The organism is Pseudomonas sp. ICMP 8385 (assembly GCF_002699915.1).
Lineage (GTDB): Bacteria > Pseudomonadota > Gammaproteobacteria > Pseudomonadales > Pseudomonadaceae > Aquipseudomonas > Aquipseudomonas gessardii.
The window spans coordinates 1-25,326 of the sequence record NZ_LKBY01000099.1 but is presented as its reverse complement, the minus strand read 5'-3'; the positions used below and the strand labels follow the sequence as shown (position 1 = coordinate 25,326).

Here is a 25,326-nt window from a genome sequence, read left to right as displayed (position 1 = left end):
ATCCTCAATCTAGTTCTGATAACGTGCGCCTCTCGATTGCAGCCGGTATGCTTGGCCCGCAACCTCATGGACGCCCGCTATGACTCTTACAGAATTACGCTACATCGTGACCCTCGCCCAAGAGCAACACTTCGGCCATGCCGCCGAACGTTGCCATGTCAGCCAGCCGACGCTGTCGGTGGGTGTGAAGAAGCTTGAAGACGAACTCGGTGTGCTGATTTTCGAGCGCAGCAAAAGCGCCGTGCGCCTCACCCCGGTCGGCGAAGGCATTGTGGCCCAGGCCCAGAAGGTGCTGGAACAGGCCCAGAGCATTCGTGAACTGGCCCAGGCCGGCAAGAACCAGCTGACCGCCCCGCTGAAAGTCGGCGCGATCTACACCGTCGGCCCGTACCTGTTCCCGCACCTGATCCCGCAACTGCACCGCGTCGCGCCGCAGATGCCGTTGTATATCGAAGAAAACTTCACCCACGTCCTGCGCGACAAGCTGCGCAACGGTGAGTTGGACGCGATCATCATCGCCCTGCCGTTCAACGAAGCCGACGTGCTGACATTGCCGCTCTACGACGAGCCGTTCTACGTGCTGATGCCCGCCTCCCACCCGTGGACGCAAAAAGACACCATCGACGCCAGCCTGCTCAACGACAAGAGCCTGCTGCTGCTCGGCGAAGGCCACTGCTTCCGCGACCAGGTACTGGAAGCCTGCCCGACCCTGACCAAGGGCAACGACGGCGCCAAGCACACTACCGTGGAGTCCAGCTCCCTGGAGACTATTCGCCATATGGTCGCGTCCGGCCTGGGCATCTCGATCCTGCCGCTGTCGGCCGTGGACAGCCATCACTACGCCGCCGGCGTGATCGAAGTGCGTCCGCTCACCCCACCCGTGCCGTTCCGCACCGTGGCGATTGCCTGGCGCGCCAGCTTCCCACGCCCGAAAGCCATTGAGATCCTCGCCGACTCGATCCGCCTGTGCTCGGTGGCCAAGCCGCCTGCCGCGAGCTAAGTGCGTGTATGACTGAGCTGTCGCAGGTGTCGGTGACGGCACTCAAGGGTGTCGGTGAAGCCATGGCCGAGAAACTGGCCAAGGTCGGCCTGGAAAACCTCCAGGACGTGCTCTTTCACCTGCCCCTGCGTTACCAGGACCGCACCCGCGTGGTGCCCATCGGCCATCTGCGCCCTGGGCAGGATGCCGTGGTCGAAGGCACCGTCAGCGGTGCCGATGTGGTGATGGGCAAGCGTCGCAGCCTGGTGGTACGCCTGCAGGACGGCACCGGTGGCCTGAGCCTGCGTTTCTACCATTTCAGCAATGCGCAAAAGGAAGGCCTCAAGCGCGGCACTCGCGTGCGTTGCTACGGTGAAGCGCGGCCAGGGGCATCAGGCCTGGAGATCTACCACCCGGAATACCGCGCCATTACCGGCGACGAGCCGCCGCCGGTAGACACCACCCTCACCCCGATCTACCCGCTCACCGAAGGCCTGACGCAACAGCGCCTGCGCCAGTTGTGCATGCAGACCCTGACCCTGCTCGGCCCGCAAAGCCTGCCCGACTGGCTGCCGCAGGAGCTGGCCCGCGACTACCAACTGGCGCCCCTGGCGGACGCGATCCGCTACCTGCACCATCCACCGGCCGATGCCGATGTCGACGAACTGGCCCTGGGTCATCACTGGGCCCAGCATCGCCTGGCCTTTGAAGAACTGCTGACCCATCAACTGTCCCAGCAACGCCTGCGCGAAAGCATGCGTTCCCTGCGCGCCCCGGCGATGCCCAAGGCCACGCGCCTGCCCGCGCAGTACCTGGCCAACCTCGGCTTTGCGCCGACCGGCGCGCAGCAGCGTGTCGGCAATGAAATCGCCTACGACTTGAGCCAGAAAGAGCCCATGCTGCGCCTGATCCAGGGCGATGTCGGCGCTGGCAAGACCGTGGTCGCCGCCCTGGCCGCGCTGCAGGCCCTGGAGGCCGGTTACCAGGTGGCGTTGATGGCGCCGACCGAGATCCTCGCCGAGCAGCACTTCATCACCTTCAAGCGCTGGCTCGACCCCCTGGGCCTGGAAGTCGCGTGGCTGGCGGGCAAGCTCAAGGGCAAGAACCGCACGGCCGCCCTGGAGCAGATCGCCGCCGGCGCCCCGATGGTGGTGGGCACCCATGCGCTGTTCCAGGACGAGGTTAAATTCAAGAACCTGGCCCTGGTGATCATCGACGAACAGCACCGCTTCGGCGTACAACAACGCCTGGCCCTGCGCGAAAAAGGCGTGGGCGGGCGGATGAACCCGCACCAGTTGATCATGACCGCTACCCCGATCCCGCGCACGCTGGCCATGAGTGCCTACGCCGACCTCGACACCTCGATCCTCGACGAGCTGCCACCGGGCCGAACCCCGGTCAATACGGTGCTGGTCACCGACACCCGGCGGGTCGAAGTGATCGAGCGGGTGCGCGGCGCCTGTGCCGAAGGGCGCCAGGCGTATTGGGTGTGCACGCTGATCGAAGAGTCCGAAGAGCTGACCTGCCAGGCCGCCGAAACCACCTATGAAGACCTCACCAGCGCCCTGGGCGAGCTCAAGGTCGGGCTGATCCACGGGCGCATGAAGCCTGCGGAAAAAGCCGCGGTGATGGCCGAATTCAAGGCCGGCCACCTGCAATTGCTGGTGGCCACCACCGTGATCGAGGTCGGTGTGGACGTGCCCAACGCCAGCCTGATGATCATCGAAAACCCCGAGCGCCTGGGCCTGGCACAGTTGCACCAACTACGCGGGCGGGTCGGCCGGGGCAGTGCCGCCAGCCACTGCGTGCTGCTCTACCATCCGCCGCTGTCGCAGATTGGCCGCCAGCGCCTGGGGATCATGCGCGAGACCAACGACGGCTTCGTGATCGCCGAAAAAGACCTGGAACTGCGCGGCCCCGGCGAGATGCTCGGCACCCGCCAGACCGGCCTGCTGCAATTCAAGGTGGCTGACCTGATGCGCGATGCCGACCTGCTGCCCGCCGTGCGCGATGCGGCCCAGGCCCTGCTGGAACGCTGGCCGCACCACGTCAGCCCGCTGCTGGATCGCTGGCTGCGCCACGGCCAACAATACGGCCAGGTCTGACCCGCCCCCATCACAAACCGCAGTTAGACCCCCTCAGCCGGACCAAGCTGGTTATACTCCAAGCAAATGTAGGAAATTGGATCCGGCCATGTCAGAAGTTGCCCACGCCACAGCCCCACCGACCGCACCCTCGGTCATTCGGGACCTGCTCGCAAAACTCGCCGTCAACTACACGGAAGTCACCGACCACCCAGGCCTGAACCCGGCCCGAAAGGTTCAGGCGGTACTGGTCGATGACGCGGTGGGCGCCCTGATGGTGCTGTTCCCCCAGAGCCAGTTGCTGGACCTCAACCGCCTTACCGAGCTGACCGGCCGCAACCTGACCGCCGTGGCACCGGAGCGCCTGGAGCGTATGCTCGGCAAACACCACCTGAGCCTGCTGCCCGGCCTGCCGCCGCTGACTAGCTCGCCGTGCCTGTACGAAGAAAGCCTGCTACGCGAGCCGACCCTGCTGGTGCACTCGGGCGAAGCCACGGTGTTGCTGGAAATCGCCAGCGATGACTTCAAGCGCATGTTGAGCAAAGCCAGTGCCGCCCACTTCGGCGAGCCCCTGAGCAGCATCCGCCCCAACTTCGACCGCCCTGCCGACGACCGTGATGAGATCACCCAGGCGATGCAGGCGTTTACCGCGCGCCGTATTCAGCAACGCCTGGAAGCCACCATCGAGATCCCGCCGCTGGCCGACACCGCGCAAAAGATCATCAAGCTGCGGGTCGATCCCAACGCGACCATCGACGACATCACCGGCGTGGTCGAGACCGACCCGGCCCTGGCCGCGCAAGTGGTGAGCTGGGCGGCCTCGCCGTACTACGCCTCGCCGGGCAAGATCCGCTCGGTGGAAGATGCGATTGTGCGTGTGCTGGGCTTCGACCTGGTGATCAACCTGGCCCTGGGCCTGGCGCTGGGCAAGACCTTGAGCCTGCCCAAGGACCATCCGCAACAGGCCACGCCCTACTGGCACCAGTCGATCTACACAGCGGCGGTGATCGAAGGCCTGACCCGCGCCATGCCCCGCGCCCAGCGCCCGGAAGCCGGCCTGACCTACCTGGCGGGCCTGCTGCACAACTTTGGCTACCTGTTGCTGGCCCACGTCTTCCCGCCGCACTTCTCACTGATCTGCCGGCACCTGGAGGTCAACCCGCACTTGTGCCACAGCTATGTCGAGCAACACTTGCTGGGCATCAGCCGCGAGCAGATCGGCGCCTGGCTGATGCGTTACTGGGATATGCCGCAAGAGCTGTCCACGGCCCTGCGCTTCCAGCATGACCCGAGCTACGACGGCCAATACGCCGAATACCCGAACCTGGTGTGCCTGGCCGTGCGCTTGCTGCGCGGGCGGGGGATTGGCTCCGGGCCTGAAGCCGAGATTCCGGACGAGTTGCTGGAGCGCCTGGGCCTGAGCCGCGACAAGGCCGAGGACGTGGTGAGCAAGGTGCTGGATGCCGAGGTGTTGTTGCGGGAATTGGCGTCGCAGTTCAGCCAGGGGTAAATTTGGCGCCTGTTACACCGCTATCGCAGGCAAGCCAGCTCCCACATCTTGAATGCATTCCAAGGTCAAAATGTGGGAGCTGGCTTGCCTGCGATGAATGCAACTCGCTCTCTCAGGCCTTCTTTTTCTTCGGCTTCAAATACTTGGTCAAGCCCTGGAACCACATCACCAGGGCCGGGTTGCCCTTGATCTGGATCGACTTGTCCTGAATCCCCGTCATGAACGCCAGTTGCTTGTTCTTCGCCTGCATCGTGGCGAAGCCATAGGCGGCGTCTTTAAAAGCGATGGCAAACGCCGGCTCCGGGTGCACACCCGAGTGGCTGGTGATGCGCTGGTTTTTGACGATGAAGTGACGGGCAACCTTGCCGTCGAGGGTCTGCAACTGGAACGCCAGGTCCTTGTCACCCAACTGTTGCTGGAACGCGGGGTTGTTGCGGCTGGCTTTGGCCATCATCAGGCCCAGCACCCACAGGAGAAAACGAAATTTCATGCACACGGCCTCAGTGTAATTATTGGGTGGCCGCAGCAGTTTAACGATTTGTGCGCAGAACGCTACCGATCTCCCGCGTTAGCAGGAGATCGGCTGGCGTTTACCGCTTATAGCAACAACTTGGCTTAAACGTTAGGGCAAGGCACCGGTGCCCAGTCGGCCAGGTTCGGATCGCGGCAAGTGCCTTCGATCTGTGCTTTGCCGGCATTGGCCACTTGATTGCTTTCAGTCTGCTTGACCTTGGCGGTGCGGATGCTCCTTTCGGTGCTCACCGCTTCTGACGGCACCTTGGGCAGTGGCGGACGCTTGGTCACGACTTTGCTCTTCTTGTCTTTTTTCGCCGCAGCCGCAGCCGAGGTGGTCTCAGCAGTAGCCACAGTCACCACATCGTTACGCTGTACGCCCACTTGTTGCAGGTCTTTCTCGTAGGCCTGGGTGTAGTTGTTCAGGTCTTCGCTGGCCTTGCCGTTGACCGCGACGATCAGGTCGTTGGATTCCTTCAGGCCCGCAACGATTTCCGCCAGGCGCTTGCGACCTTCGGTGTCATTGACGGTCTTGGCCTTGCGGTCGGCCACCAGCTTGGTGAATGCGCTCTGGTAGCACTGCTGGGACGCCTTGGCGTACGCGGTGCTGCGGTCGATGTCGGAGGCGCTTTTATTGAAGTCGGTGGCGTAGGAGGCGATGCGCTGGTTGTCATCGCTGATCTGCTTCTGGCGCTCGGTGTAGTAACCCGCCGCGCCGCCCGCCAGGGCACCGCCCGCCGCGCCAATCGCCGCGTTGCGCCCGCGCTTGTCCGAGTCGCCGGTCAGGGCGCCCAGCAGCGCGCCACCGGCCGCGCCAAGGGCGGCGCCGGTGACGACCGACTTGGTCATGTCCGAATCGGTGGCACGCAGGTGCTGCACCGGCTCGTAGCAATTGGGGTAGTACTCGACCTTGGTGCTCGACGCGACCTTGGAGGCCGGCGACGTGGCGCAACCGGTCAGCACAGTGCTGAAACCAGCCGCAATCAGCAGCAAGTGACGCTTGGAAACCGCCTTACGGGAAAAAAGCATAGGTGTGTTCTCTTTTAAGTTTGACTTGCCCAGCACGGCCCATGCCGCCTGAGTCCCTTCCAAGCTCGCCAGCCTGCGAGCGATCAAGACCGCTGACCGCTTGCTGCGAGCAATTCCTTCAAAATCGTTGCCGGGTCGGCTCGCTGTTGTTTGCGATAGTTGCCGACATGGCGAACGAATAACGTCGCGCGCGTCACCAGGCTCTTGCCCAGCACCGGCTTGCGCTCCAACTCTTGCTGGATCCGTTGAAACTGCGCCTGGATCACCGCATCGGTGTAGCGCGTGCCGGTGGCCAGGTTGTCGATATAGATCGCCACCGCACCGTCCAGCGCGCTGCGGCCATTGGCGATGGCCGTGGCGAACAACTGCGCGCTGGCCTCGTCCTTGGCGTCCAGGGACTGCTGGCGACTCTTGTGCAGATTGATCAGGCGGATGTTGTAGTTATTGATGGTCTCGGCCACCAGGGCGGCAGACTGGATCAAATTGCCAGCCGCCTCCTCACGCTGCTGGGCGATCAGCGATACGTTGCGCTTGAGCTCTTCATTGACCAGTCCCAACTCGGCTTGCAGCCGTGGGTCGACGCTGGCGGCGATGATGCTGTCCAGGCGCTTGGTCGGGTCCTGGGCATCGTCGATGGCATCGGTCAACGCGGCCAGCCGCCCCTCTTTCTGCCACTGCGCGAACAGTTCGTTGTAGCGCGAACGCGGTGCCGACAGCGCGCCAATCGCCACCCTGAAGCCTGTGGTCTCGTTGCTTTGCTCGGTGCCGTCGGCGCCGAACAGCGGGTATTCCCGGCGCATGCCGCTAAACAACGTGCCCTCGCCCTCCAGGTAGTTGCCGCCCTTGACGATAAAGCCGCCATAGGTGCCCTGGCGGCGGCCGGCGTGGACCAGCTGGAATGACTCCTGGACCATCTCGGCGGCGTTGCCGATCACATCGAACAGGCCGATGGGGTTCGGCAACTTGGTGCCGATAGGCATCAGTCGCGCCGCCTGGCCGGTGCCGCCGGCGACCTGGTTGAACACCGCCCAGTCGCCCAACGGGCCGTCGCTGTCGCTGCCCTCAAGGCGCCGTGGGAACAGCCGGCCTTCCAGGTCCTGGCGGCTCACCGCCTGGCCGCCGCGTGCGGCGAACTCCCATTCCACTTCGGTGGGTAGCCGCACAAAGCCCAGGCCGCCATCCTCCGCCGAAGATCCGCGACCACTGACCGGCAGCAGGTCACGGTGATTTTTCATCAACCAGGCGCTGTACACCGCCGAGAAGCGCTCGGCTTCAAAGCGCGACAGCTTGACCTTGGGCAAGCGCCCGGCCATGCCCGTGGGCGCTTCGCACGCCGGCGCCGGTTCGCCACTGGCCAGGGACTGGGCCTGGGACATGACCTGGGCGTATTGGCGCGCGGTGACTTCGTACTTGCCGATAAAGTAGAGCATCGGCTTGAGCGGGGTCTTGGCGTCGGTCTTGGGCATCAGCGGCGCAATCACCTTGTTCCAGCCCTTGGGCAAATCCTTGAGAGTGAATTGGCCGTTGATAAAGTCGCGGCGATAGCCGGAGATAAACGACTGCTTGTAGCCCGCCTCACCTTTGCTGAACGGGTAGCCGAGGCTGACCTCCCGGTCGTCCAGGGTGCCCTGGGCCAGGACATAGGCGTAGCGAAACACCATGTTGCCCTCGCACGGCAGCGGCAGGCTGACGTCATCGGCCAACGGCTTGGGGTTGTCCAGCTTATCGCTGGCCTCGTCGGCCCAGGCCGCAGTGGCCAGGCTCAGCGCCACGGCAGCGCCCAATAATCTATACATCTCTGATGCCCTCAGAAGCCTGGATACGCGCTACCCGCCACCCCCCGCACGCGGCCGCCACGGCGCTGACGCCGAGTACCGCGACCAGGGCCAGGGCGTAATGCCGCGCCAGCAGGTGGCTGGCGTATTCGCCCGGCACCTGCACGAATAATTGATTCAAGCCCGCCTCGGCCAGGCCATACAGCCCGGCGCTGAGCACGGCGGCGAAACCCGCGCTGTAGAGCGCCTGCATCACCACAAACAGCAGCAGCGCGCCAGTGGAAAACCCCAGCAGGCGCAATACCGACAACTCCCGGCGCTTGCGCGCCACAGCGGCCAACGCGCCGGCGAAGATCGCCGCAAACGCCCCCGCCAAGGCCAGGCCGGCGATGATCCAGAACACGATCGACAAATTGCGGCTCAACGACTGCACCTGGGCGATGCTCAGCGCCTGGGTCGAGACCAACAGGTTCTGCCCGGCGAAATACACCCGCAGCGGCTCTACATCGGTAAGGCTGCGCGCATATAGACGAAACGCCGGATACACCCGCTGCTCGCTCCCCCCCACTGCATCACCGTCCCAACCCAGCGCCGGTACTGCCCGGCCATCGCGGTAATCTTCCGCCGCTTCCAGCAGGCTCAAGCCGGCAAACAAACCGTCCCGGGCGAACGCCTCCAGGGGCAGCACTGCCAGCACCTGCAAGCGCGTACCCTGGGCCTCGACACGCCCGGCCACTTGCCGCGCAAAGCGGGTTTGCAACCAATCCCCCGGTCGCGCCGCCAGCTTCTCGGCGGCGGTGTGGCTCAGCACGATCTGGTCCAGGCCCGCCGGAATAGGCAGGCCGCCCAGCAATGGGTCACCCGGTGCGGTGGGCAACATTTCCAGGCTCAATGCCCCCACCTGGGCCGTGGCCGCGATCTGCCGCGTACGTGGGATGGCAAACGCCACATCGCTGCGCTGGCCGAGCTGCTCGACAAACGCGCGGCTCAATCGTCCCCCGCCCAACGGAATGATTTCCCGGGTCGCCGGGTCATTCTCCAGGCGCTCGGTCAAACTGCTGACCAAGCCGAATTTCAGGCCGAACAACACCAGCAACGGCGCGATCACCGCCACCAGCGCCAGCACCGCACAGGCCGACAGCCAGCCATCGTTGCGGTAGTCCTGCCACGCGAGGGAAGCCACCAGGGGGATGCGCATCAGCACGCCTCCCCAAGGGTCGCCGTAACGCCACCGTCGCTGTCGCGCCGGCAACTGATGCGCCGCACCTGCAAGCCACTGGCGCGGGCCAGGGGCTCGTCATGGGTGGCGATCACGCAGGCGGCGCGGTACTCACGGGCCTGGGCCAGCAGCGCCTGCATCACACGCTCGGCGTTAAGCGGGTCCAGGGACGCGGTCGGCTCATCGGCCAGCACCAATTGCGGGGCATGGGCCAGGGCACGGGCGCAACTAACACGCTGGCGCTGGCCTACCGACAACGCGGCCGGTTTCTTGGCCAACTGGTCGCTGATGTGCAACTGCGCAGCCAGCCGCGCAACGCTGCCATCGTCCTTCAGGCCCAACAGTTGCCGGGACAGCGCGATATTGCTGCGCACATCGAGAAAGCCCAGCAGGCCACCGGTTTGCAGCACGTAACCCAGATGCCGGCTACGCAACCCGGCCAAGGTGGATTGCTGATGGGCACGCCACAGCCCGTCGATATCCAGCTGGTTGAATTCAAACCGGCCGACCTGGTCCGGTGCCAGGACCAACGCCAACAGGTCGAGCAAGGTACTTTTGCCGCAGCCACTGGGCCCGACAATCGCCAACTGCTCACCCGCGCCCACGTGCAGCGCCGGGATCACCAGGCTATAGCGCTGGCTACCGAGGCCCCGGCTCTTGTGCACCGCGCTCAGGTTCAGCATCAGGGCAGCGTCGACAGCGGCACGCGGTACAACGCATCGCCCGGTTCGGCATCACCGAAACGGACCCAGTTGGCCACATCGTTATGGAAGGTTTCATACAGGCGGATCTTCGAGTCCAGCTCGTCGATAAAGTCTTCCTGTTCAGCCACGCTCAACGACAACCACAGGTCCTGGGTCATGTTCAGCGACTTGCTGCGGTACGGCAGGCCTTCCAGGTATTCACCCAGAATGCCGCCGTCGGCGAGGTTGCCACCCTTGCGCAGGGCCTGTGGGTCGCGGCTCATATAGGCCGAGGCGCTGGCGATTTCCTGGAAGAAATCCCCGGGCGACGTCTGGGTCTTGCGCGCCGCATCGACGATCAGTTTCAGCGATTGCTGCAAGTCGTTGAGCTGCAGTTTGGTCAGCATCACGCACACCTGGAACGCCGGCAGTGCCGGGTTGGTCAGGTCGCGGTCGGCGGTCCAGGCGCTGACCAGTTGCGGTGCCTGGCTCGCGCTTTTATGGCCGAGGAAGTCCATGTGCATGGCATAGCCGACGGCAGCGGATTTGTCCGCCAGGCTCGGCGCACTGCTGAGCAACGGCACCGGCTGCGGGGTGTTGCTGCGCACCTGGTGCACCAGGTTGGCGAACACCGTGCCGATCTCATCCACGCGCTCGCCCAGCTTGCGCACATCACCGCCCGGCACCGCCGTGTACAGGTCGCCGATCCGCGGGTTGGCGTCGGCGGTCAGGGTGCGGTACTGGGATTCGGCGCCGCCGTGGGTTTTCTTGCCGGCGTCGGTGCGCAGGTGCAGGGCATAGATCTTGATCTGCTTGCCCAGGGCGGCCTGGCGCACTTCGGCTTCGTTCATCTGGGTCGCAGCGAACGGGTCGTTCTTGCGCAGGGCCCCGGCATCGGTCACCAGCAGGATCAGGCGCCCGCCGTAGCCGGACCAGTCCATGCCTTCCACCGCCTGCATCACCCCGGCAAACGCGTCTTCGTTGAACGAATGGCTGGAAACACTGGAGGCCTTGACCTGCCGCGCCATGTCGAGAAACCGCTGGGGGTCGCGGCCCTGGTCGAGGGTGATCAGGGTCTTGGCCACGTATTCCAGGCCAGGGGTTTTCTTGACGCTGCTGCGAAAGCCGACCATGCCGAAACTGACGCTGTCCAACTCGCCACGTTCGGCAATGCGGGTTTGCAGCTCGTGGACCACGTCGCGCACCTGGTCGATATAGGGCTGCATCGACACCGTGGTATCCACCACCAACACCACGGCGGTACGGAATGCATCGGCGTTAGCGCTGATCAGCGGGGTCGCCGGCTTGGCAGCGGCGCCGCCGGGGTCGATGGACGCCACATTGAGCAGCTGCACCGGCTGGCCATTCTCGTCGAAGCTCTCTTTGGCGTCGAAAATCGGCAACAGGTAGAACTGGTTCTGCGGCACGGCACTGGCGGCGGGTTCCAGGGCCAGGACCTGTTGATTGTCGTCGGGGTTTTTCTGCGCCTTGAGCAGCAGGTTTTTCGCCGCTGCCGGGTCAGCCAGGAGTTTTTCCACCTCGCCGGGCTGGCGCAGGAACATCACCGGCGCACGCCCCGAACGCTCGGTGAACTTGAGCACCAGGCTCTGCTTCCAGTCGCTGACTTGCGCGGCCGGCAACCAACCGTCGCTGCGGCCGTCGCTGGCAGTGCCAATGCGCAGCCATGGGCTGCCATCGACATCCTTGCGCTGGTACACATAAAGCACCGAAAACGCGGGCAAGGCCTCGCCCGGTGCACCACCCGCCGCGCTGGAGAGCTTGGCGCCGGGCTTGCTCAAGACACGCTGGAACAGGGTTTTCTTGCCCGCCATCAGCAAGGGACGCTGGCCGCCGTCGCTATCAGCGGCCACCGGTTTAACCCCGGCCGGTGTAACGGGCACAACCGCAGCAGGCGGCGGCGCAGGGGCATCGTCACTCAGCCACCAGTAACTGGCGCCACCGATGGCCAGCGCAACCGCCACGGCCACGGCGGCCAATGCCAGGACCGGGCCACGCCGCTGCTCGGAAACGGCGTGAGGCTGCGTAGGGCTCACCACCGGCTGGCGCACCGCTTGTGGCTGCGGTGTGGCAGTGGGGATTTCGATGGACACCGGGGTCAGCCCGGCCAGGTCACTACCGGCCGGCGTCACGGCGGGGCGAATCAAGGTCGCTTCCAACGCGTCTTTTGGCGCCTCCAGTGGCAGCCGATCCAGGGCCAGCAGCAACGCAGCGGCATCCGGGAAACGCTCTGCGGGGTCCTTGGCCAGGAGTTTTTTCAACACCTCTTGATAACGGCCATGGTGCAGCGGCAGTTCCGGCAAAGGCTCGGTCAGGTGCGCCAGGGCGGTGGAAAGTGCATCGGTGCCGTTGTAAGGCAGCTTGCCGACGAGGATTTCGTAGAGCACCACCCCCAGGGCGTACAGGTCGGCGCGGCCGTCGATTTCCTGGCCGCGCGCCTGTTCCGGGCTCATGTAGCTGGGGGTGCCCACGGCAAACCCGGCCTGGGTGAACTGGGTGCGGTCATCCAGGGACTTGGCGATCCCGAAATCCGACAGCACCGCCGTGCCATCGGCGCGAAACAGGATGTTCGCCGGCTTAACGTCGCGGTGCACCAGGCCCTGGGCATGGGCGTAACCCAGGGCCGAGGCGATCTGGCGGATATACACCAGCCCCTGCTCCGGCGTCAGGCCGGCGGCGATGCGCTCCTTGAGCGTGCCGTTGGGCAGGTACTCCATGGCCATGTAATACAGCTCGCCGACATTGCCGATGTCGTGGATGGTCACCGTGTGCGGGTGCGACAGCCGCGCCAGGGTCTTGCCCTCGCGCAGGAAACGTTCGCAAAAGCTTGGGTCGGCGGCCAGCGCGGCGGCCATGACTTTCAGCGCCACCTTGCGCTCCAGCGAACGCTGGGTTGCCAGGTACACGCTGGCCATGGCGCCTTCGCCGATTTCGCCGTCGATGTCGTAGCCGGGGATGATCAGGCTCATGGCGACACCTTCACGACGAGGGTGGTGATATTGTCGGGCGCTCCACGGTTGAGCCCCAGGTGCACCAGGCTGCGGGCGATTTCGTCAGGCTCGGCATGGCTCAGCACGTCGCGGATCTCGTGGTCTTCGACGGTCTTGTTCAGGCCATCGCTGCACAGCAGGTAGCTGTCACCGGGGGCGATCAACAGGTCGACCACCGACAGCTCCAATTGCGCCTCCACGCCAATGGCGCGGGTGACGATATTGGCCCGTGGATGCACCCGCGCGTCGGCCTCGCTGAGCAGGCCACTGTCTTGCAGGTCCTGGACGTAGCTGTGGTCGCGGGAGATACGTTCCAGCTCGCCGTCGCGCAGGCGATACAAGCGGCTGTCGCCGGCCCACAGGCATACACCGCGCAGGCCACGAGCCGCCAGCAGCACCACAGTGCTGCCCATCATGGTCACGCCACGGTTGGCGGTTTCTTCACGTACGGCGGCGTTGACCCGGGTCAGTTCAGTGCGCAGCGCCGCCGTGTATTCGTCCAGGGACCGCCCCACGGGCAGGCTGCGCAGGCTGTCGACGATCAGGCTACTGACATAGTCGCCGGCCGCATGCCCGCCCATGCCATCGGCCACCACCCACAGGCGGTTTTCCGGGAGGTCCAGGCACGCGTCTTCATTGACCTGGCGCACCATGCCCACATGGGTTTTGCTCGCGGATTTGTACGTCGACCCCATCTACACCACACCTTCTTGTCCGAGCAAAAATTGCGCAAAATCGCCGGCGGCAGGCAAGCCCTGGCACCGCAATAAACCGGGGGAAATACGTTGCGAACCACGGCCCCACCACAGGCTCGCCCCTTCGCAGGCCTGTTCGGCGAGGGCGGTCATGCGCCCATGGGGCACGGTGGCGGCGACCCGCTGCAGACCGGCGAAACGGCTGTCCAGCGCACGCGGATCACTCGCCGGCACACCCAGGCGCTCAAGGCCATCGCTGAATCCTTCAAATGTGGCGCCGGGATCCAGGGTGCCGAGCAGCAACTCCTCGGCCTGCTCGAACCAGGCGTCCGGGCCACCCACCAGGGACGCCGGATTGGTGTCGTGATCCAACAACACGACCACCGCCAGCGGGAAATACCGCCCGACCCGATCAATGCTCGGCATCACTACCCCCGCCGCCGCATCCGGCCCGCACACCCCCGGCGCCAGTACAAAACGCCACAGCGGGCTGACCAGGTACACGTTGAGCCAGTTGTCGCCCAGGCTGTGCTGGCTGGCGAGCAAGCCGGCGGCCAGCCAACTGTCCCAGGGCCCAATAAAGCTCTGGGGCAAGGCGCGGCTGACAAAGTCCCCGCGACTGGCCAACTTGCCGTAGAACCCCAGGGTGGTCATAACCGCTCCGGCAGGCTGAACCCACTGAGCACGCGGCTCTTGAATGGGTTGAAGGCGCTGTTGGCGCGCAATTCATAGGCGATGCTCGCGCCATCGACCCGCAGGCGCAGGTTGAAGCGGTCCGGCGAATTGCCGGCAGACAGCTCCGACTGCTCCAACAGGCGGAACCACGCCCATGGGCCATCCAGGGTAACGCCGGAGCGCCCGCTGGCCGCTGGCGGCATGATCGAGATACGCACCCCGCCACTGCTGCCGGGGTTCGGCCATTGCATTGCCACTGGGCGGCTCGGGCCATGGTCGTAGCTCAGTTGCTGGCCGTCCAGGTCCAGCAGGAACTGGGTGATGGTCGCGTCCATCGCCACCGGCTTGAGCTCGAAACGCACGATGGGCTGGGTCCCACCGGCACGGAAGAACGCATCCCGAATAGTCGCCGCGCGCTGGAAGGTTTGCAGCACACCCGGCGCGATGCCGAGCTTCTGCGCAGCCCCCGGCTGCCAGCGCCAGGTCTGCGCGGAGGTATCGACGTAGGGTTGCAGGTATTTGCGGAAGTAGTTATCCATCACCCCGCCCACCCCGAAGAACTGGCCGAAGTCGTCCAGGGTGGCGTCGCGAGCGCTGCCCGGGGACATCGGATAACGCCCGGCCAGGGACTGGCGATACACATTGACCACCTCACTGACCCAGGCTGCATTCAGCTGATTGCGCACCCCGCCCATCATGCTGTTGGTGGTGGAGTTGACCACCGACTTGACCATGCCCTGCACCAGCGGCGGCTGGCGTTCGGCATTCAGGCTGACCCGGGTGGCTGCCGCCGCGGCCTGGTTCTTGGCTTCGCCGAGCAAGGCATCGCCACTGGCGCCGACCATGGCGCTGACCTGCACATACAGCGCATTCATGTCCGCCAACAGGCCGTCGATGGCCGCCGGCTCGCCTTCGTTCTTGGCAACGATGCTGTTGAGTTCGGCAAAGTGCGCAGTCACCGGGTCTTCCGTGAGGGCCGGGGCGCTGGCCGTCGGCTGGGCCTCGCCGAGCAGGCTGCCGAGGCGTTCCTTGAGCTTGTCCACACCGCCTTCCACCGGCACGCCCTTGGCCGCCAGTTGGCGTTCTTCAGCTTGCAGGTCGGTTTCCTTGGCCACCGCCACCAGCAGCTTTTTCAGCGGCGAGGTCGGGCCGGAGATCACGCGCAACACATCCGCCGCCTGGGCCACGCTGGTGATGGGCACAAAGTCGATATCCGCCAGCAAGGCATCCCACTGGCGCTGATAGTCCTGGAAGTACAGGCGCCGCACATCGGCAGCAAGGCTGGCGACATTCTGCTGATCCGCCGGTGCATGGCCCAAGACCCACTGCTCTTCGGCCAGGGTGCCGGCCTGGTTCAGGCTGGTCAGCAAAAAGCCCTGGCGATAGCCCTTGGCGGTAAACAAGCCACTCAACGGCTCGCCCAGCGGCTTGCCACTTTTGCGGCTGAACACCAGGGCGGCATCCCGCCCGGCAGCTTCGTTGATACGGAAATCGGTCACCCCATCGGGCAGCTTCTGGCGCTTGACCCGGTCGTACACGCGCTGGGCCACCGGCAGTTGTTGCAATTGTCGGCGCAAGTCATCGATCAGCCGTGGGTCGAGGCGCGCATTCGGCGGATGGCGGTCGAACAGCGCCTGCAAGTGACCGGTCAGCGCCTGGCGCTGGTCGGCGGGCAGGTCGCGCGGCAGGTTGCGGTCCCAGTCCAGGGCGATCCAGGCCTTGATAAAGTCCGGGTCGTAATGTTCGCTGTCCGCCAGCATCAGGTAGGCCTTCAAGCCTTCGTAGAGGAAGTCGGAATTGCCGCCACCGTGCAGTTGCTCTTCGATGCGCGTTACCAGGCGCGGGGCGAATACCGCGATCAGCAGCTTGCGGTAAACGCTGGCGGACTCGGCTTCGAGCATGTCGCCCTGATACAGGCCCAGGCCCTCGGACCAGCCTGGCGAATCGCCCGCCAGGTTTTTCACCGCGTTGAGCAGCGGCAACACCGCCAGCACCTCGCGCTGCGCCGGGCTCAGGCTCTGCACGGCCTGGCCCAGGGGCGCGACCTTGTGGTCGACCTGGGCGATATACGCCTGGTTGGCCCGGTAACTCAGCCACCACAGGCTGCTGACCACCAGCACCAGCGCGACCGTCGCCGCGAGTACCCCACGGGCCAGCCATTTACGGCGGCGCTCGACCTTCGGGTTGACGCCCACCAGGCCACGCTCGGCAAAAGCCACGGCACTGAACAGTTTTTCGATGAAGTAACTGCGCCCGGTGCCGCTCTGGCGCGCCAGGTGCTGGCGGTCGAGGTTCATGCTCTGGGCCATGGCGCCGATCAGTCGATCAATCGGGCTGCCTTCCTGGGTGCCGCTGGTGAAATACACGCCGCGCAGCAGCACACGCTCTTCAAACGCATTGGGCTTGAATACGCCTTCGAGGAAGCCTTGCAGGCAATCCTTCAGCGCACCGAACTGCTGCGGGAAGCCGTAGATCAGGTCGCGCCGCGCCGGGTCGCGTTCCTGTTGCAGGCGTTCCACCAAACGTTCGTTGAGGCGCTGCTCCAGGCCGGCGAATTCGCTTTGCAGGTGGGCCAGCGGGCTGTCGCTGTGTTTGCCGTCGTCCAGGGCAAAGGTCATGCCCCACACCTGGGCGCGGTCTTCCTTGCTCAGGTTGTCGAAAAACTCCATGAAGCCCGGCACCAGGTCGAGCTTGGTGAGCATCAGGTAGATCGGGAAACGCACCCCCAGCTGGGTGTACAACTCCTGGATGCGCAAGCGGATCGCCGCCGCATGGGCAGCACGCTCGGCGTCAGTGCCCAGCAGCAGGTCCGACAGGCTGATGGCGATAAAGGCGCCGTCAATCGGGCGGCGCGCGCGCTGTTTTTTCAGCAGGTCGAGAAAGCCCAGCCAAGCGGCTTTATCCACCGTGGAGTTGCTGTCCTGGGTGGTGTAGCGCCCGGCGGTGTCCAGCAGCACCGCTTGATCGGTAAACCACCAATCGCAATTGCGCGTACCGCCCACGCCACGCACCGCGCCGGCACCCAGCTGGGCAGCCAGGGGGAAATGCAGCCCGGAGTTGACCAGCGCGGTGGTCTTGCCCGAACCCGGCGGGCCGATGATCACATACCACGGCAACTCGTAGAGGTTACGCCGCTCGTCACCGCCCAGCCTGGCCTTTTTCAGCAGCGTCAGGGCTTCGTCCATGCGCTGGCGCAGGGTGGCCAGCTCTTCGGCAGTGGCGACACTGTTGGGGTCGGCCGGGGTTTCGGCGGCCAGGCTGCGCATCACTTCGGCGGCCTGGCGGCGGGCCTGGATAATGCGAAACACGCGGTAGGCGATCCACACCGCGAACACCAGGATAATCAGGGCCCAGCGCCGGCCTTCCGGCACCAGTACATCGAGCAATGGCCCGACGAACCAGATGATCAGGCCCAGGGCGATCAGGCCCAGCACGGGGATCACCCAGCGAATCATAAAACTGAAAAACGCCTTCACTCGACGCCCTCCGCCAGTACGGTGATTTCAACCCGACGATTGCGGGCACGGCCTTCGGCTGTGGCGTTGGTCGCCACTGGCTCGGTGTCGCTGCGGCCCTCGGCGCTGAAGCGCTCGCCCTGGCCGGTCTTGGCCGCGAGCATTTCCAGCACCGACTTGGCCCGCGCTTCGGACAAGGCCCAGTTGGACGGGAACCGCAGGGTGGCAATCGGGCGGTTGTCGCTGTGCCCGGTCACCCGCACCTGGCCCTTGACCTTGCGGATGGCGTCGGCGATGCGCAGCATCAGGGGCTGGTAGTCATCGACAATGCTGGAGCTGGCCGAGGCGAACAGCTCATCGCCCCGGATCGTCACCACGGAACGGTCAACGGCATCTTCCACCGCCACCCGGCCCGCCTTGATGTCTTCGACCAAAAAGCCCGCCAGGCGTGGACGCTCGATGATTTTCGGCTGCGCCACCGGACGGTCGATCGCCTGCACCGGGATTTCACCCAGGGCATGGATGTTCTTGAACACCGGCTCGGCATCCGACGCCAGCTTCATCCGCAAGCCAAACAGCAGGGCCAGCAACAAGGCCAGGCCGATGGCCACGGCGATCCACGGCGGCATGAATTGCGCCAGGCGATCGCGGGCCACGGTCACGCCGCGCCAATGGGGCGACAGCTCGCGCTCATGCTCGCCACGGGCACTGCGGATCGCCGCTGCCGTGCGCTCGCGCAGGGTTTCCAACTGGCTGCGGCCGTCGTTCATCACGCGGTAGCGGCCCTCGAAACCCAGGCACATGCACAGGTACAACAGCTCCAGCAGGTACAGGCGCTCACGCGGGCTTTGCAGGCAATGGTCCAGCAGTTGGAAGACCTTTTCCCCACCCCAGGCTTCGTTGTGCACGGTGATCAGCAGGCTCTGCTTGCCCCAGTCACTGGCGCTGCCCCAGGGCGTGCTCAGCACCGCTTCGTCGAGGGCGGTGCACAGCGCGTAGCGCGCCAGCAGCACCTCGTTACGGGCCACGCCGGCGGCCTCGGCGCGCTCTTCAAACTGGCGCAGGTAGGCCAGCAACTGCGCACGTAGGCTTGCGGGCGCGGGATGGGCGATGGTGTTGCGCAAGCGCGTCAACAGCGCCAACAACGGGCCGGCAGCACTTTCCAGGGGGTTGAGGCCCTGGCTTTTGCCGGTGAGGATCGGCGCCGCCGGCATCGACAAAGGCGCCGGTTCCGCGCGGGCAGGCTCCGGCGCACGGCCACCCGGGCGCGGCATGAACTGGGTGCGGTCGTCATCATTGGGGTGCATCGCGGATTATCCTCGGATCGCCCAGAAGGCCAGGTTCAAGCCCGGGAACTGCCCGGCGATATGGAAGGCAAAGCCGCCGGAGTGGATCAACTGCTGCCAGTGCTCGCTGCCGCGGTCCAGCTCGTAGTAGGTGGAGCCGGCGTGATACGGGATCTGCCGTGGCGCCACCGGCAACGGCAGCAGGCCGATGCCCGGCAGTTGCAGGTTGACCAGGTCGCGGATGTGCTCCACCGAGCCGACCTTGCTCTGCTGGCCGAAGCGCGCGCGCAGGGTTTCGCCCGGTACATCGGCACGCACCACGAGGATGAAGCTGGCGCTGTCGATCAGGGTTTTATCCGCCAGCATCGCCACATGCACGCCGTAGGCTTTCTCGACAATCGGGATCGGCGTGGCCTTGCTGTCGATCAGCATCGACAGCGCTTCACGCAGGGCCTGCATCACCGGGGCGAAGCTCAGCGCCAGGTCGTCGTGCTGGTAGCGCGGGTATTCTTCGGGGCGCCGGCCCGAGGTGGAGAAGGTCGAGAACTCGCCGGCCAGGCTGACCAGTTCACTGAACAAGCGCTCCGGGTGCAGCGGGCTCAACTGGCTCAGGTGCTGGATCAGCGGCTGGGCGCGGTTGACCAGTTGCAGCAGCATGAAGTCGGCGATCTCCGAGGCGCCCCCGGCGCCCGAGGCCACCACCCGCCCGGCCAGGGCTTCGCCACGCTGGTGCAGCAGGCCCAGCAGCTCACTGCGAAACGCCGTCAACGGCTTGCTCGCCGCCACATCGAGCACCGGCGGGATGTAGCTGTCATCCAGCACCAGGGCGCGGTCGGCGCGTTTTTCCTTGATGCGCACCAGGCCGATGGCGGCGTAGTCGCTGACGCCATCGGCGGCAGTCAGCAAGCGCAAGGCCCGGGAGCCGACGGCCACCGGCGCGCGGTTCTCGAAGGGTGCGTTGTCATCCCGCACCTCGCGCACCTGGCTCAGGTAACGCGCAGCACCCAGGGGCTCGCCTTCGTCCACCGTATCGCGGGCACCGGCACGCTTGAGGGGCAAGGCCAGGTACACCAGGCCGTCACGCAGGTTGTCGTCGATATTCAGCGGGCTCGGCGCCAGGTCGTCCTGGGGAATATTGAACGGGGTGCCATCGGGCAACAGGCCACGGGCCGAGACAATGGCCAGCTTGCCCTGGGCCAGCAGGCCCTGGTCGAGCAGCAGTTCGCAAAACCCCCAGGCACCGGCCGCCAGCGGGCGGCTGCGGGCATCGATCAGGTTTTCCAGGTAACGGTCATGCTGCTGGAAGTGCTGCGTTCCGATGAACATGCCTTCCGACCAGACCACGCGATTGTTCCAGGACATGGGGGCTCCGATTGCTTCTTATTGGGCAGGGCTGGATGGGGAAACACTGAGGTGCGCACGTACGGCGCGCACATCAAGGCTGATCTGGTATTGGCTGGCCTGGCGCGGCGTCACGCTGAACACCGTGCGCCATTGCGCGCGGTCCAGTTCGCGATAGCCCACCAGCAAGCCGATCTGCCGGGTGGCCGGGTCAAGGTCGCGCTGGATGCTCAGTTGCTGGCCAGGCTGGATCACCACTTCATCCTGGTCCAGCAGGTCCAGGCCGAGGGTCGGCTGGGCACGATCGGCCAGGGCGAAGTAGTCGGCACGGCTGAAGGCTGCGGCGTTTTTCAGCTCAAAAATCCGTACCCGCACCGGGGCTGGCTGGCCCATGGTGCCGGGGTTGAGCCCAGCGATGGCATGGAAGTGCAGTTCGACGCGGGTAGTGTCGATGTGTGCCTCTGGCGCCTGGGGCGGCGCGGCATCCTTGGCACAGGCCGTCAGCAGCAACAGGCTGGCGGCTGCGAGTAAAAACCTGGAAATCATCCTGCGTCCTCAATGACGTATGTGGCTGTCCGTTGTTCCAGTTTCAGCGCCGCTGTCGTGCGCTGTGTGCTTCATAGGCCCGGCTGAATTCACGGCCGAACAGGTCCTGGAAGTCCTCCTGGGCCTCACGGGAAATACTGTTGTAGAGCTCGGTGAACTGTTGCCAGTACTGGGCCTGGCGCGAACCGTTGAACAGGCTCGACAGCCCGCCGGGCTTGCCCATGCGCGTTTCCAACTGCGCGGGCTCAAAGCGCGTCAGCAGATGCTGGATGGCCGCCTCGACACCGGCCATTACCGCCAGTTGGTGGGCACGCAGGTCGTCGAAACTGTCGCGCACCGCCAGGTCCGGCGCCATAAACGCTTGGTTGCCGTGACGAAGCAGCAGCAGTAACGCTTCGTCGGCATTCGGTGCGAATTTCAACGGGTTGTTTTCCACCGGCTGGATCGTCGTCTGCTGCATGCGGAACTCGCCCTTGAGGCTGCTGCGCGCACGCAATACGTCGATCAGGCCTTCGACCATCAGCCGGTAGCTGCGGCCAATGCTTTCCATCTGCGCCTCGGCCTGGGCCTTGTCCAGGCGCAGTTGATCCAGACCGGCACCGCGCAGGAAGGCTTGTAGCAAATCGGTTGGGTTGGCATCTGCCACGGGGAGCGGGGGCTCGACCACAGGTGGCGCGGGGGGAGGCTCAGGCGGCGCGATGGTCGGCGGCGGTGCGCTGATCGGCGGCGCGGGTGTTGTCCCCAACAGATCCCAGTCTTCTGGAATCACCGCGCCCGCAGTCACCGGCTGCTCGGGCGCAGGCACGCTAACGGCGATGGGCGGGCGAAAATCATGCTGTTCAGCCGGCACATGGTCAGGCTGGGTGGCCGGTGGCACGGCCGTGGGCGCGAGGAAATCGAACAGGTCCGGCAGCGTGTCCATCGACGACGCGCCCTGGAACTGCGGGGCAATCACCGGGGTCGGCAGTGGCGTGGCCACGGCTCCACTGTGTCGCCCCATCAGCGCTTCAAAACTGTTGGAGGCGTCACCGGCGAAAGGCAGGCTGCCTGTCACATTCACGCCGGAATCAATCCGTGCCTGGATTTCGTAATCGCCGATCCGAATCAACTCACCGTCTTGCAATGGCTCGCTATTTCCCCGGCGCAGACGAATACCGGCATTAACCAATTCCACACCGTTGGTACTGTTATCGGTCAGGTAGTAACGACCATCTTTGTATTGAATAACGCAATGTTGCGCGGAGACCAATCGCTCGGGATCGGGCAATATCCAGTCGTTTTCACTGGAGCGGCCAATTGCCATCACTCCATTATCCATGGACTTTTCCGGGCATTGACCTGGGGTGATCTTGTGATAACTAGTGATAGTCAAACACAGCGACATCTTGCCTCCTTGCTGAACCTCGCGCACGGCCGACCCAAGGGAAACACCCTCCCAAGCACCACCCGCCAAATCCTTGAAACAACCTATAAAAGCCATCTTTATCAGCATGATCACTGATTTTAACTGGCTCTTGTGACAAAAATCCTCCAGCAGTGCCTGTATTGACTCATGGGTCGCACAGGTTGTTAAGCACCGCACATCTGTCACATGGGACGAATAGCTTACCTTGACAACGCCTAACTACTACACCAAAAATGCACAACTTCTTGAAGATAAGTAGTGGCACATTGAAATCAATGCGCTGAGCCGACCAAGAAACCATGCCGATAAAGTGCGCAACTAGTTGCGCAACTAACGCATGAACTGCCCGAGACTAACTGGGCGATATGGAGATCGAATTTAGTGGATGTGCCGTTGCTGCTCGCCGCTGTTTGCGCGACTTCGCCGTGTGGCGAAGACTTGGAATATGACGCGGATTTCCTGCAATTGGAACGTGCTGCCCAGGGTCAACCCGAGCGCAGCATGGGCGATGCCATTTTGCCCGCCGAGCCACCCGAATGGCGTAGCATCCAGCAACAAAGCCTGGACCTGCTGCAACGCAGCAAAGACCTGCGCATCACCCATTTTTTGCTGCAAAGCTCCCTCGCCCTGCAAGGCGTCGGCGGGCTGGCCAGCGCCCTGACCCTGATCAGCGAACTGCTCCAGCAGTACTGGGCCGAGCTGCATCCGCGCCTGGATGCCGATGACGACAACGACCCCACTGTGCGCATCAACGCCCTCGCCGGCTTGACCTGCGACACGAACATCCGCCTGCTGCGCGAAAGCGTCCTCACGCGCTCGCGAGCGTTCGGCCCCGTGAGCCTGCGTGGTGCCCTGAATGCCAGCGGCCTGCAAGGGTTTCCCGGCGAAAGCCTCGGCGCCGAGCAACTGGCCGGGGCCTTTCTCGACAGCGACCCAGAGCAGTTGCAAGCCACCCACGCCGCCCTCGTCGAGGCCCGTGCGGCCTGTGAAACCATTGAAAAATATGTCAGCGAGCAAGTCGGTTCCGCCCAGGGCGTGGACCTCGGCGCGCTGAAACACCTGCTTAAACAAGCCCTGCAGATTTTCAGCCAGTTCGCAGCGCAAAGCGGCGACAGCCGTGAACCCGAGGTGGTCAGTGACGACAGCCACGCCTCGGTCGAACACGCTGGCGCCCCTGCCGCACCCCGCAATACTGGCGAGATCGCCAGCCGCGACGAGGTGCTGCGCGAGCTGGACCGAATCCTTGCGTACTACACCCGGCACGAGCCTTCCAGCCCGCTGCCGGTGCTGTTGAACCGGGCGAAAAACCTGGTGCACGCCGATTTTGCGGCCATCGTGCGCAATCTGATTCCCGACGGCATGTCCCAATTTGAAAACCTGCGCGGCCCGGACGGCGAGTAAGTCGCCAGGCTTTGCAGTAACAACACCGTCGCTCAAGCGACCAGGAGCAGCAACGTGGCGAAGCAAAGTTCTCAGAAATTCATCGCGCGCAACCGCGCGCCTCGAGTGCAGATCGAGTACGACGTCGAGCTTTACGGCGCCGAGAAAAAGGTCCAGCTGCCCTTCGTGATGGGTGTGATGGCCGACCTCGCCGGCAAGCCCGCCGAGCCTCTGGCTCCGGTGGCAGACCGCAAGTTCCTTGAAGTGGACGTCGACAACTTCGACTCACGCCTCAAGGCCATGCAGCCGCGCGTGGCATTCCACGTACCCAACGAACTGACCGGCGAAGGCAACCTGAGCCTGGATATCACCTTTGAAAGCATGGACGACTTCAGCCCGGCCGCCGTGGCGCGCAAGGTCGACTCGCTGAACAAGCTGCTCGAAGCCCGTACCCAGCTGGCCAACCTGCTGACCTACATGGACGGCAAGACCGGTGCTGAAGAAATCATCATGAAGGCGATCAAGGACCCGGCATTGCTGCAGGCCCTTGCGAGCGCGCCCAAACCTGCTGGGGACCAGTAATCATGAGCGAGAATACCGCCCGCGAAGGCGCACAGAACCTGGGCGCCACCGAAGAAACCAGCGAGTTCGCCTCGCTGTTGCTGCAAGAATTCAAGCCCAAGACCGAGCGTGCCCGCGAAGCCGTCGAGACCGCCGTGCGCACCCTGGCCGAGCAGGCCCTGGCGCAGACGGACCTGGTGTCCAACGACGCGATCAAGTCGATTGAATCGATCATCGCCGCCATCGACGCCAAGCTCACCGCCCAGGTCAACCAGGTCATCCATCACCCGGATTTCCAACAGCTGGAAAGCGCCTGGCGCGGCCTGCACTACCTGGTCAACAACACCGAGAGCGATGAGCAGCTGAAGATTCGCGTGCTCAATATCTCCAAGACCGACCTGCACAAGACCCTGAAGAAGTTCAAGGGCACCGCGTGGGACCAGAGCCCGATCTTCAAGAAGATGTACGAGGAAGAGTACGGCCAGTTCGGCGGCGAACCATACGGTTGCCTGGTGGGCGATTACTACTTCGACCAGTCGCCACCCGATGTGGAACTGCTGGGCGAGCTGTCGAAAGTCTGCGCCGCCATGCACTCGCCGTTCATCGCCGCCGCGTCGCCGACCGTGATGGGCATGGGCTCGTGGCAGGAGCTGTCGAACCCGCGCGACCTGACCAAGATCTTCACCACCCCGGAATACGCCGGCTGGCGCTCGCTGCGTGAGTCGGAAGACGCACGCTATATCGGCTTGACCTTGCCGCGCTTCCTTGCGCCCCTGCCGTATGGCGCCAAGACCGACCCGGTGGAAGCCTTTGCCTTTGAAGAAAACACCGACGGTGCCGACAGCTCCAAGTACACCTGGGCCAACGCCGCGTACGCGATGGCGGTGAACATCAACCGTTCGTTCAAACACTTCGGCTGGTGCTCGCGCATTCGTGGCGTGGAGTCCGGCGGTGAAGTGGAAAACCTGCCGGCCCACACCTTCCCTACCGATGACGGTGGCGTGGACATGAAGTGCCCGACCGAAATCGCCATCAGCGACCGCCGTGAAGCGGAACTGGCGAAGAACGGTTTCATGCCGCTGCTGCACAGGATGGTCTGAAGTAGCCATGTATTTCCCCGGCATACCACCTAGCGCAACTTTTAAACTCGCCAAATGATCAAAAAACAATCAATTCGACGAG

18 protein-coding genes and 1 pseudogene are annotated in these 25,326 nt (G+C 64.4%); 6 read left to right on the top strand and 13 right to left on the bottom strand.

Translation table 11 applies throughout. The features are described 5' to 3' along the window. The first annotated feature begins 79 nt into the window (after positions 1-79). The 3 genes from AO268_RS14630 to AO268_RS14620 all read left to right on the top strand — a co-directional run bounded on the left by AO268_RS14630 (position 80) and on the right by AO268_RS14620 (position 4,573). Positions 80-1,000, top strand: coding sequence for a hydrogen peroxide-inducible genes activator (locus AO268_RS14630; RefSeq protein WP_076963446.1), 921 nt, complete (start codon positions 80-82; stop codon positions 998-1,000). A gap of 8 nt (positions 1,001-1,008) precedes the next feature. Beyond that, positions 1,009-3,084, top strand: coding sequence for an ATP-dependent DNA helicase RecG (gene recG / locus AO268_RS14625; protein WP_099169072.1), 2,076 nt, complete (start codon positions 1,009-1,011; stop codon positions 3,082-3,084). An 88-nt stretch (positions 3,085-3,172) separates the two neighbouring features. After that, on the top strand, positions 3,173-4,573 hold the full coding sequence (locus tag AO268_RS14620; RefSeq protein WP_076963448.1) for an aminoacyl-tRNA deacylase and HDOD domain-containing protein: 1,401 nt from the start codon (positions 3,173-3,175) through the stop codon (positions 4,571-4,573). A gap of 112 nt (positions 4,574-4,685) precedes the next feature. Here the strand turns inward: AO268_RS14620 and AO268_RS14615 are convergent, their stop codons facing one another. The 13 genes from AO268_RS14615 to tagH form a co-directional block, all read right to left on the bottom strand. Continuing rightward, on the bottom strand, positions 4,686-5,063 hold the full coding sequence (locus AO268_RS14615) for an SCP2 sterol-binding domain-containing protein (RefSeq protein ID WP_099169071.1): 378 nt from the start codon (positions 5,061-5,063) through the stop codon (positions 4,686-4,688). Positions 5,064-5,188: 125 nt separating this feature from the next. Continuing rightward, a complete protein-coding gene (gene tagQ / locus AO268_RS14610) occupies positions 5,189-6,115 on the bottom strand; it encodes a type VI secretion system-associated lipoprotein TagQ (RefSeq protein ID WP_076963449.1) in 927 nt (308 codons plus the stop codon). A gap of 83 nt (positions 6,116-6,198) precedes the next feature. Then, a complete protein-coding gene (locus tag AO268_RS14605; RefSeq protein WP_099169070.1) occupies positions 6,199-7,911 on the bottom strand; it encodes a formylglycine-generating enzyme family protein in 1,713 nt (570 codons plus the stop codon). Next, positions 7,904-9,088 (bottom strand): ABC transporter permease, encoded by a 1,185-nt coding sequence (locus AO268_RS14600; protein WP_099169069.1) that lies wholly within the window; start codon positions 9,086-9,088, stop codon positions 7,904-7,906. The genes AO268_RS14605 and AO268_RS14600 overlap by 8 nt, the downstream gene beginning before the upstream one ends. Further along, the gene (locus AO268_RS14595; protein WP_099169068.1) at positions 9,088-9,792 is read right to left on the bottom strand and encodes an ABC transporter ATP-binding protein; all 705 of its coding nucleotides are present in this window, start codon (positions 9,790-9,792) and stop codon (positions 9,088-9,090) included. The genes AO268_RS14600 and AO268_RS14595 overlap by 1 nt, the downstream gene beginning before the upstream one ends. Continuing rightward, positions 9,792-12,779 carry a serine/threonine-protein kinase gene (locus AO268_RS14590; RefSeq protein WP_099169067.1) on the bottom strand — a complete coding sequence of 996 codons (2,988 nt, stop codon included), beginning with the start codon at positions 12,777-12,779 and terminating at the stop codon, positions 9,792-9,794. Before AO268_RS14590 ends, AO268_RS14595 begins: the two co-directional genes overlap by 1 nt. Further along, positions 12,776-13,495: a PP2C family protein-serine/threonine phosphatase gene (locus AO268_RS14585; protein WP_076963454.1), complete on the bottom strand. Its 720-nt coding sequence runs from the start codon at positions 13,493-13,495 to the stop codon at positions 12,776-12,778. Before AO268_RS14585 ends, AO268_RS14590 begins: the two co-directional genes overlap by 4 nt. After that, positions 13,496-14,149: a type VI secretion system-associated protein TagF gene (gene tagF / locus AO268_RS14580; RefSeq protein WP_099169066.1), complete on the bottom strand. Its 654-nt coding sequence runs from the start codon at positions 14,147-14,149 to the stop codon at positions 13,496-13,498. It lies immediately after the preceding gene. After that, positions 14,146-17,646 carry a type VI secretion system membrane subunit TssM gene (gene tssM, locus AO268_RS14575; RefSeq protein WP_099169065.1) on the bottom strand — a complete coding sequence of 1,167 codons (3,501 nt, stop codon included), beginning with the start codon at positions 17,644-17,646 and terminating at the stop codon, positions 14,146-14,148. The genes tagF and tssM overlap by 4 nt, the downstream gene beginning before the upstream one ends. Beyond that, on the bottom strand, positions 17,643-18,932 hold the full coding sequence (locus AO268_RS14570; RefSeq protein ID WP_099169064.1) for a DotU family type VI secretion system protein: 1,290 nt from the start codon (positions 18,930-18,932) through the stop codon (positions 17,643-17,645). Before AO268_RS14570 ends, tssM begins: the two co-directional genes overlap by 4 nt. Positions 18,933-18,938: 6 nt before the next feature. Continuing rightward, entirely contained in the window at positions 18,939-20,273 is a 1,335-nt protein-coding gene (gene tssK, locus AO268_RS14565; RefSeq protein ID WP_099169063.1) for a type VI secretion system baseplate subunit TssK, read from the bottom strand. An 18-nt stretch (positions 20,274-20,291) separates the two neighbouring features. Beyond that, positions 20,292-20,798, bottom strand: coding sequence for a type VI secretion system lipoprotein TssJ (tssJ, locus tag AO268_RS14560; protein WP_099169062.1), 507 nt, complete (start codon positions 20,796-20,798; stop codon positions 20,292-20,294). Positions 20,799-20,841: 43 nt separating this feature from the next. Then, entirely contained in the window at positions 20,842-22,182 is a 1,341-nt protein-coding gene (gene tagH, locus AO268_RS14555; protein WP_099169061.1) for a type VI secretion system-associated FHA domain protein TagH, read from the bottom strand. Positions 22,183-22,584: 402 nt separating this feature from the next. Between tagH and tssA the strand changes: the two genes are divergently transcribed. The 3 genes and pseudogenes from tssA to tssC all read left to right on the top strand — a co-directional run. Continuing rightward, the gene (tssA, locus tag AO268_RS14550; protein WP_099169060.1) at positions 22,585-23,604 is read left to right on the top strand and encodes a type VI secretion system protein TssA; all 1,020 of its coding nucleotides are present in this window, start codon (positions 22,585-22,587) and stop codon (positions 23,602-23,604) included. Positions 23,605-23,658: 54 nt separating this feature from the next. Next, on the top strand, positions 23,659-24,165 hold the full coding sequence (tssB, locus tag AO268_RS14545) for a type VI secretion system contractile sheath small subunit (RefSeq protein ID WP_010168268.1): 507 nt from the start codon (positions 23,659-23,661) through the stop codon (positions 24,163-24,165). 2 nt (positions 24,166-24,167) lie between these two features. Beyond that, positions 24,168-25,235 (top strand): annotated as a pseudogene (gene tssC, locus AO268_RS14540) (type VI secretion system contractile sheath large subunit); the annotation flags it as partial. Positions 25,236-25,326 lie beyond the last annotated feature (91 nt).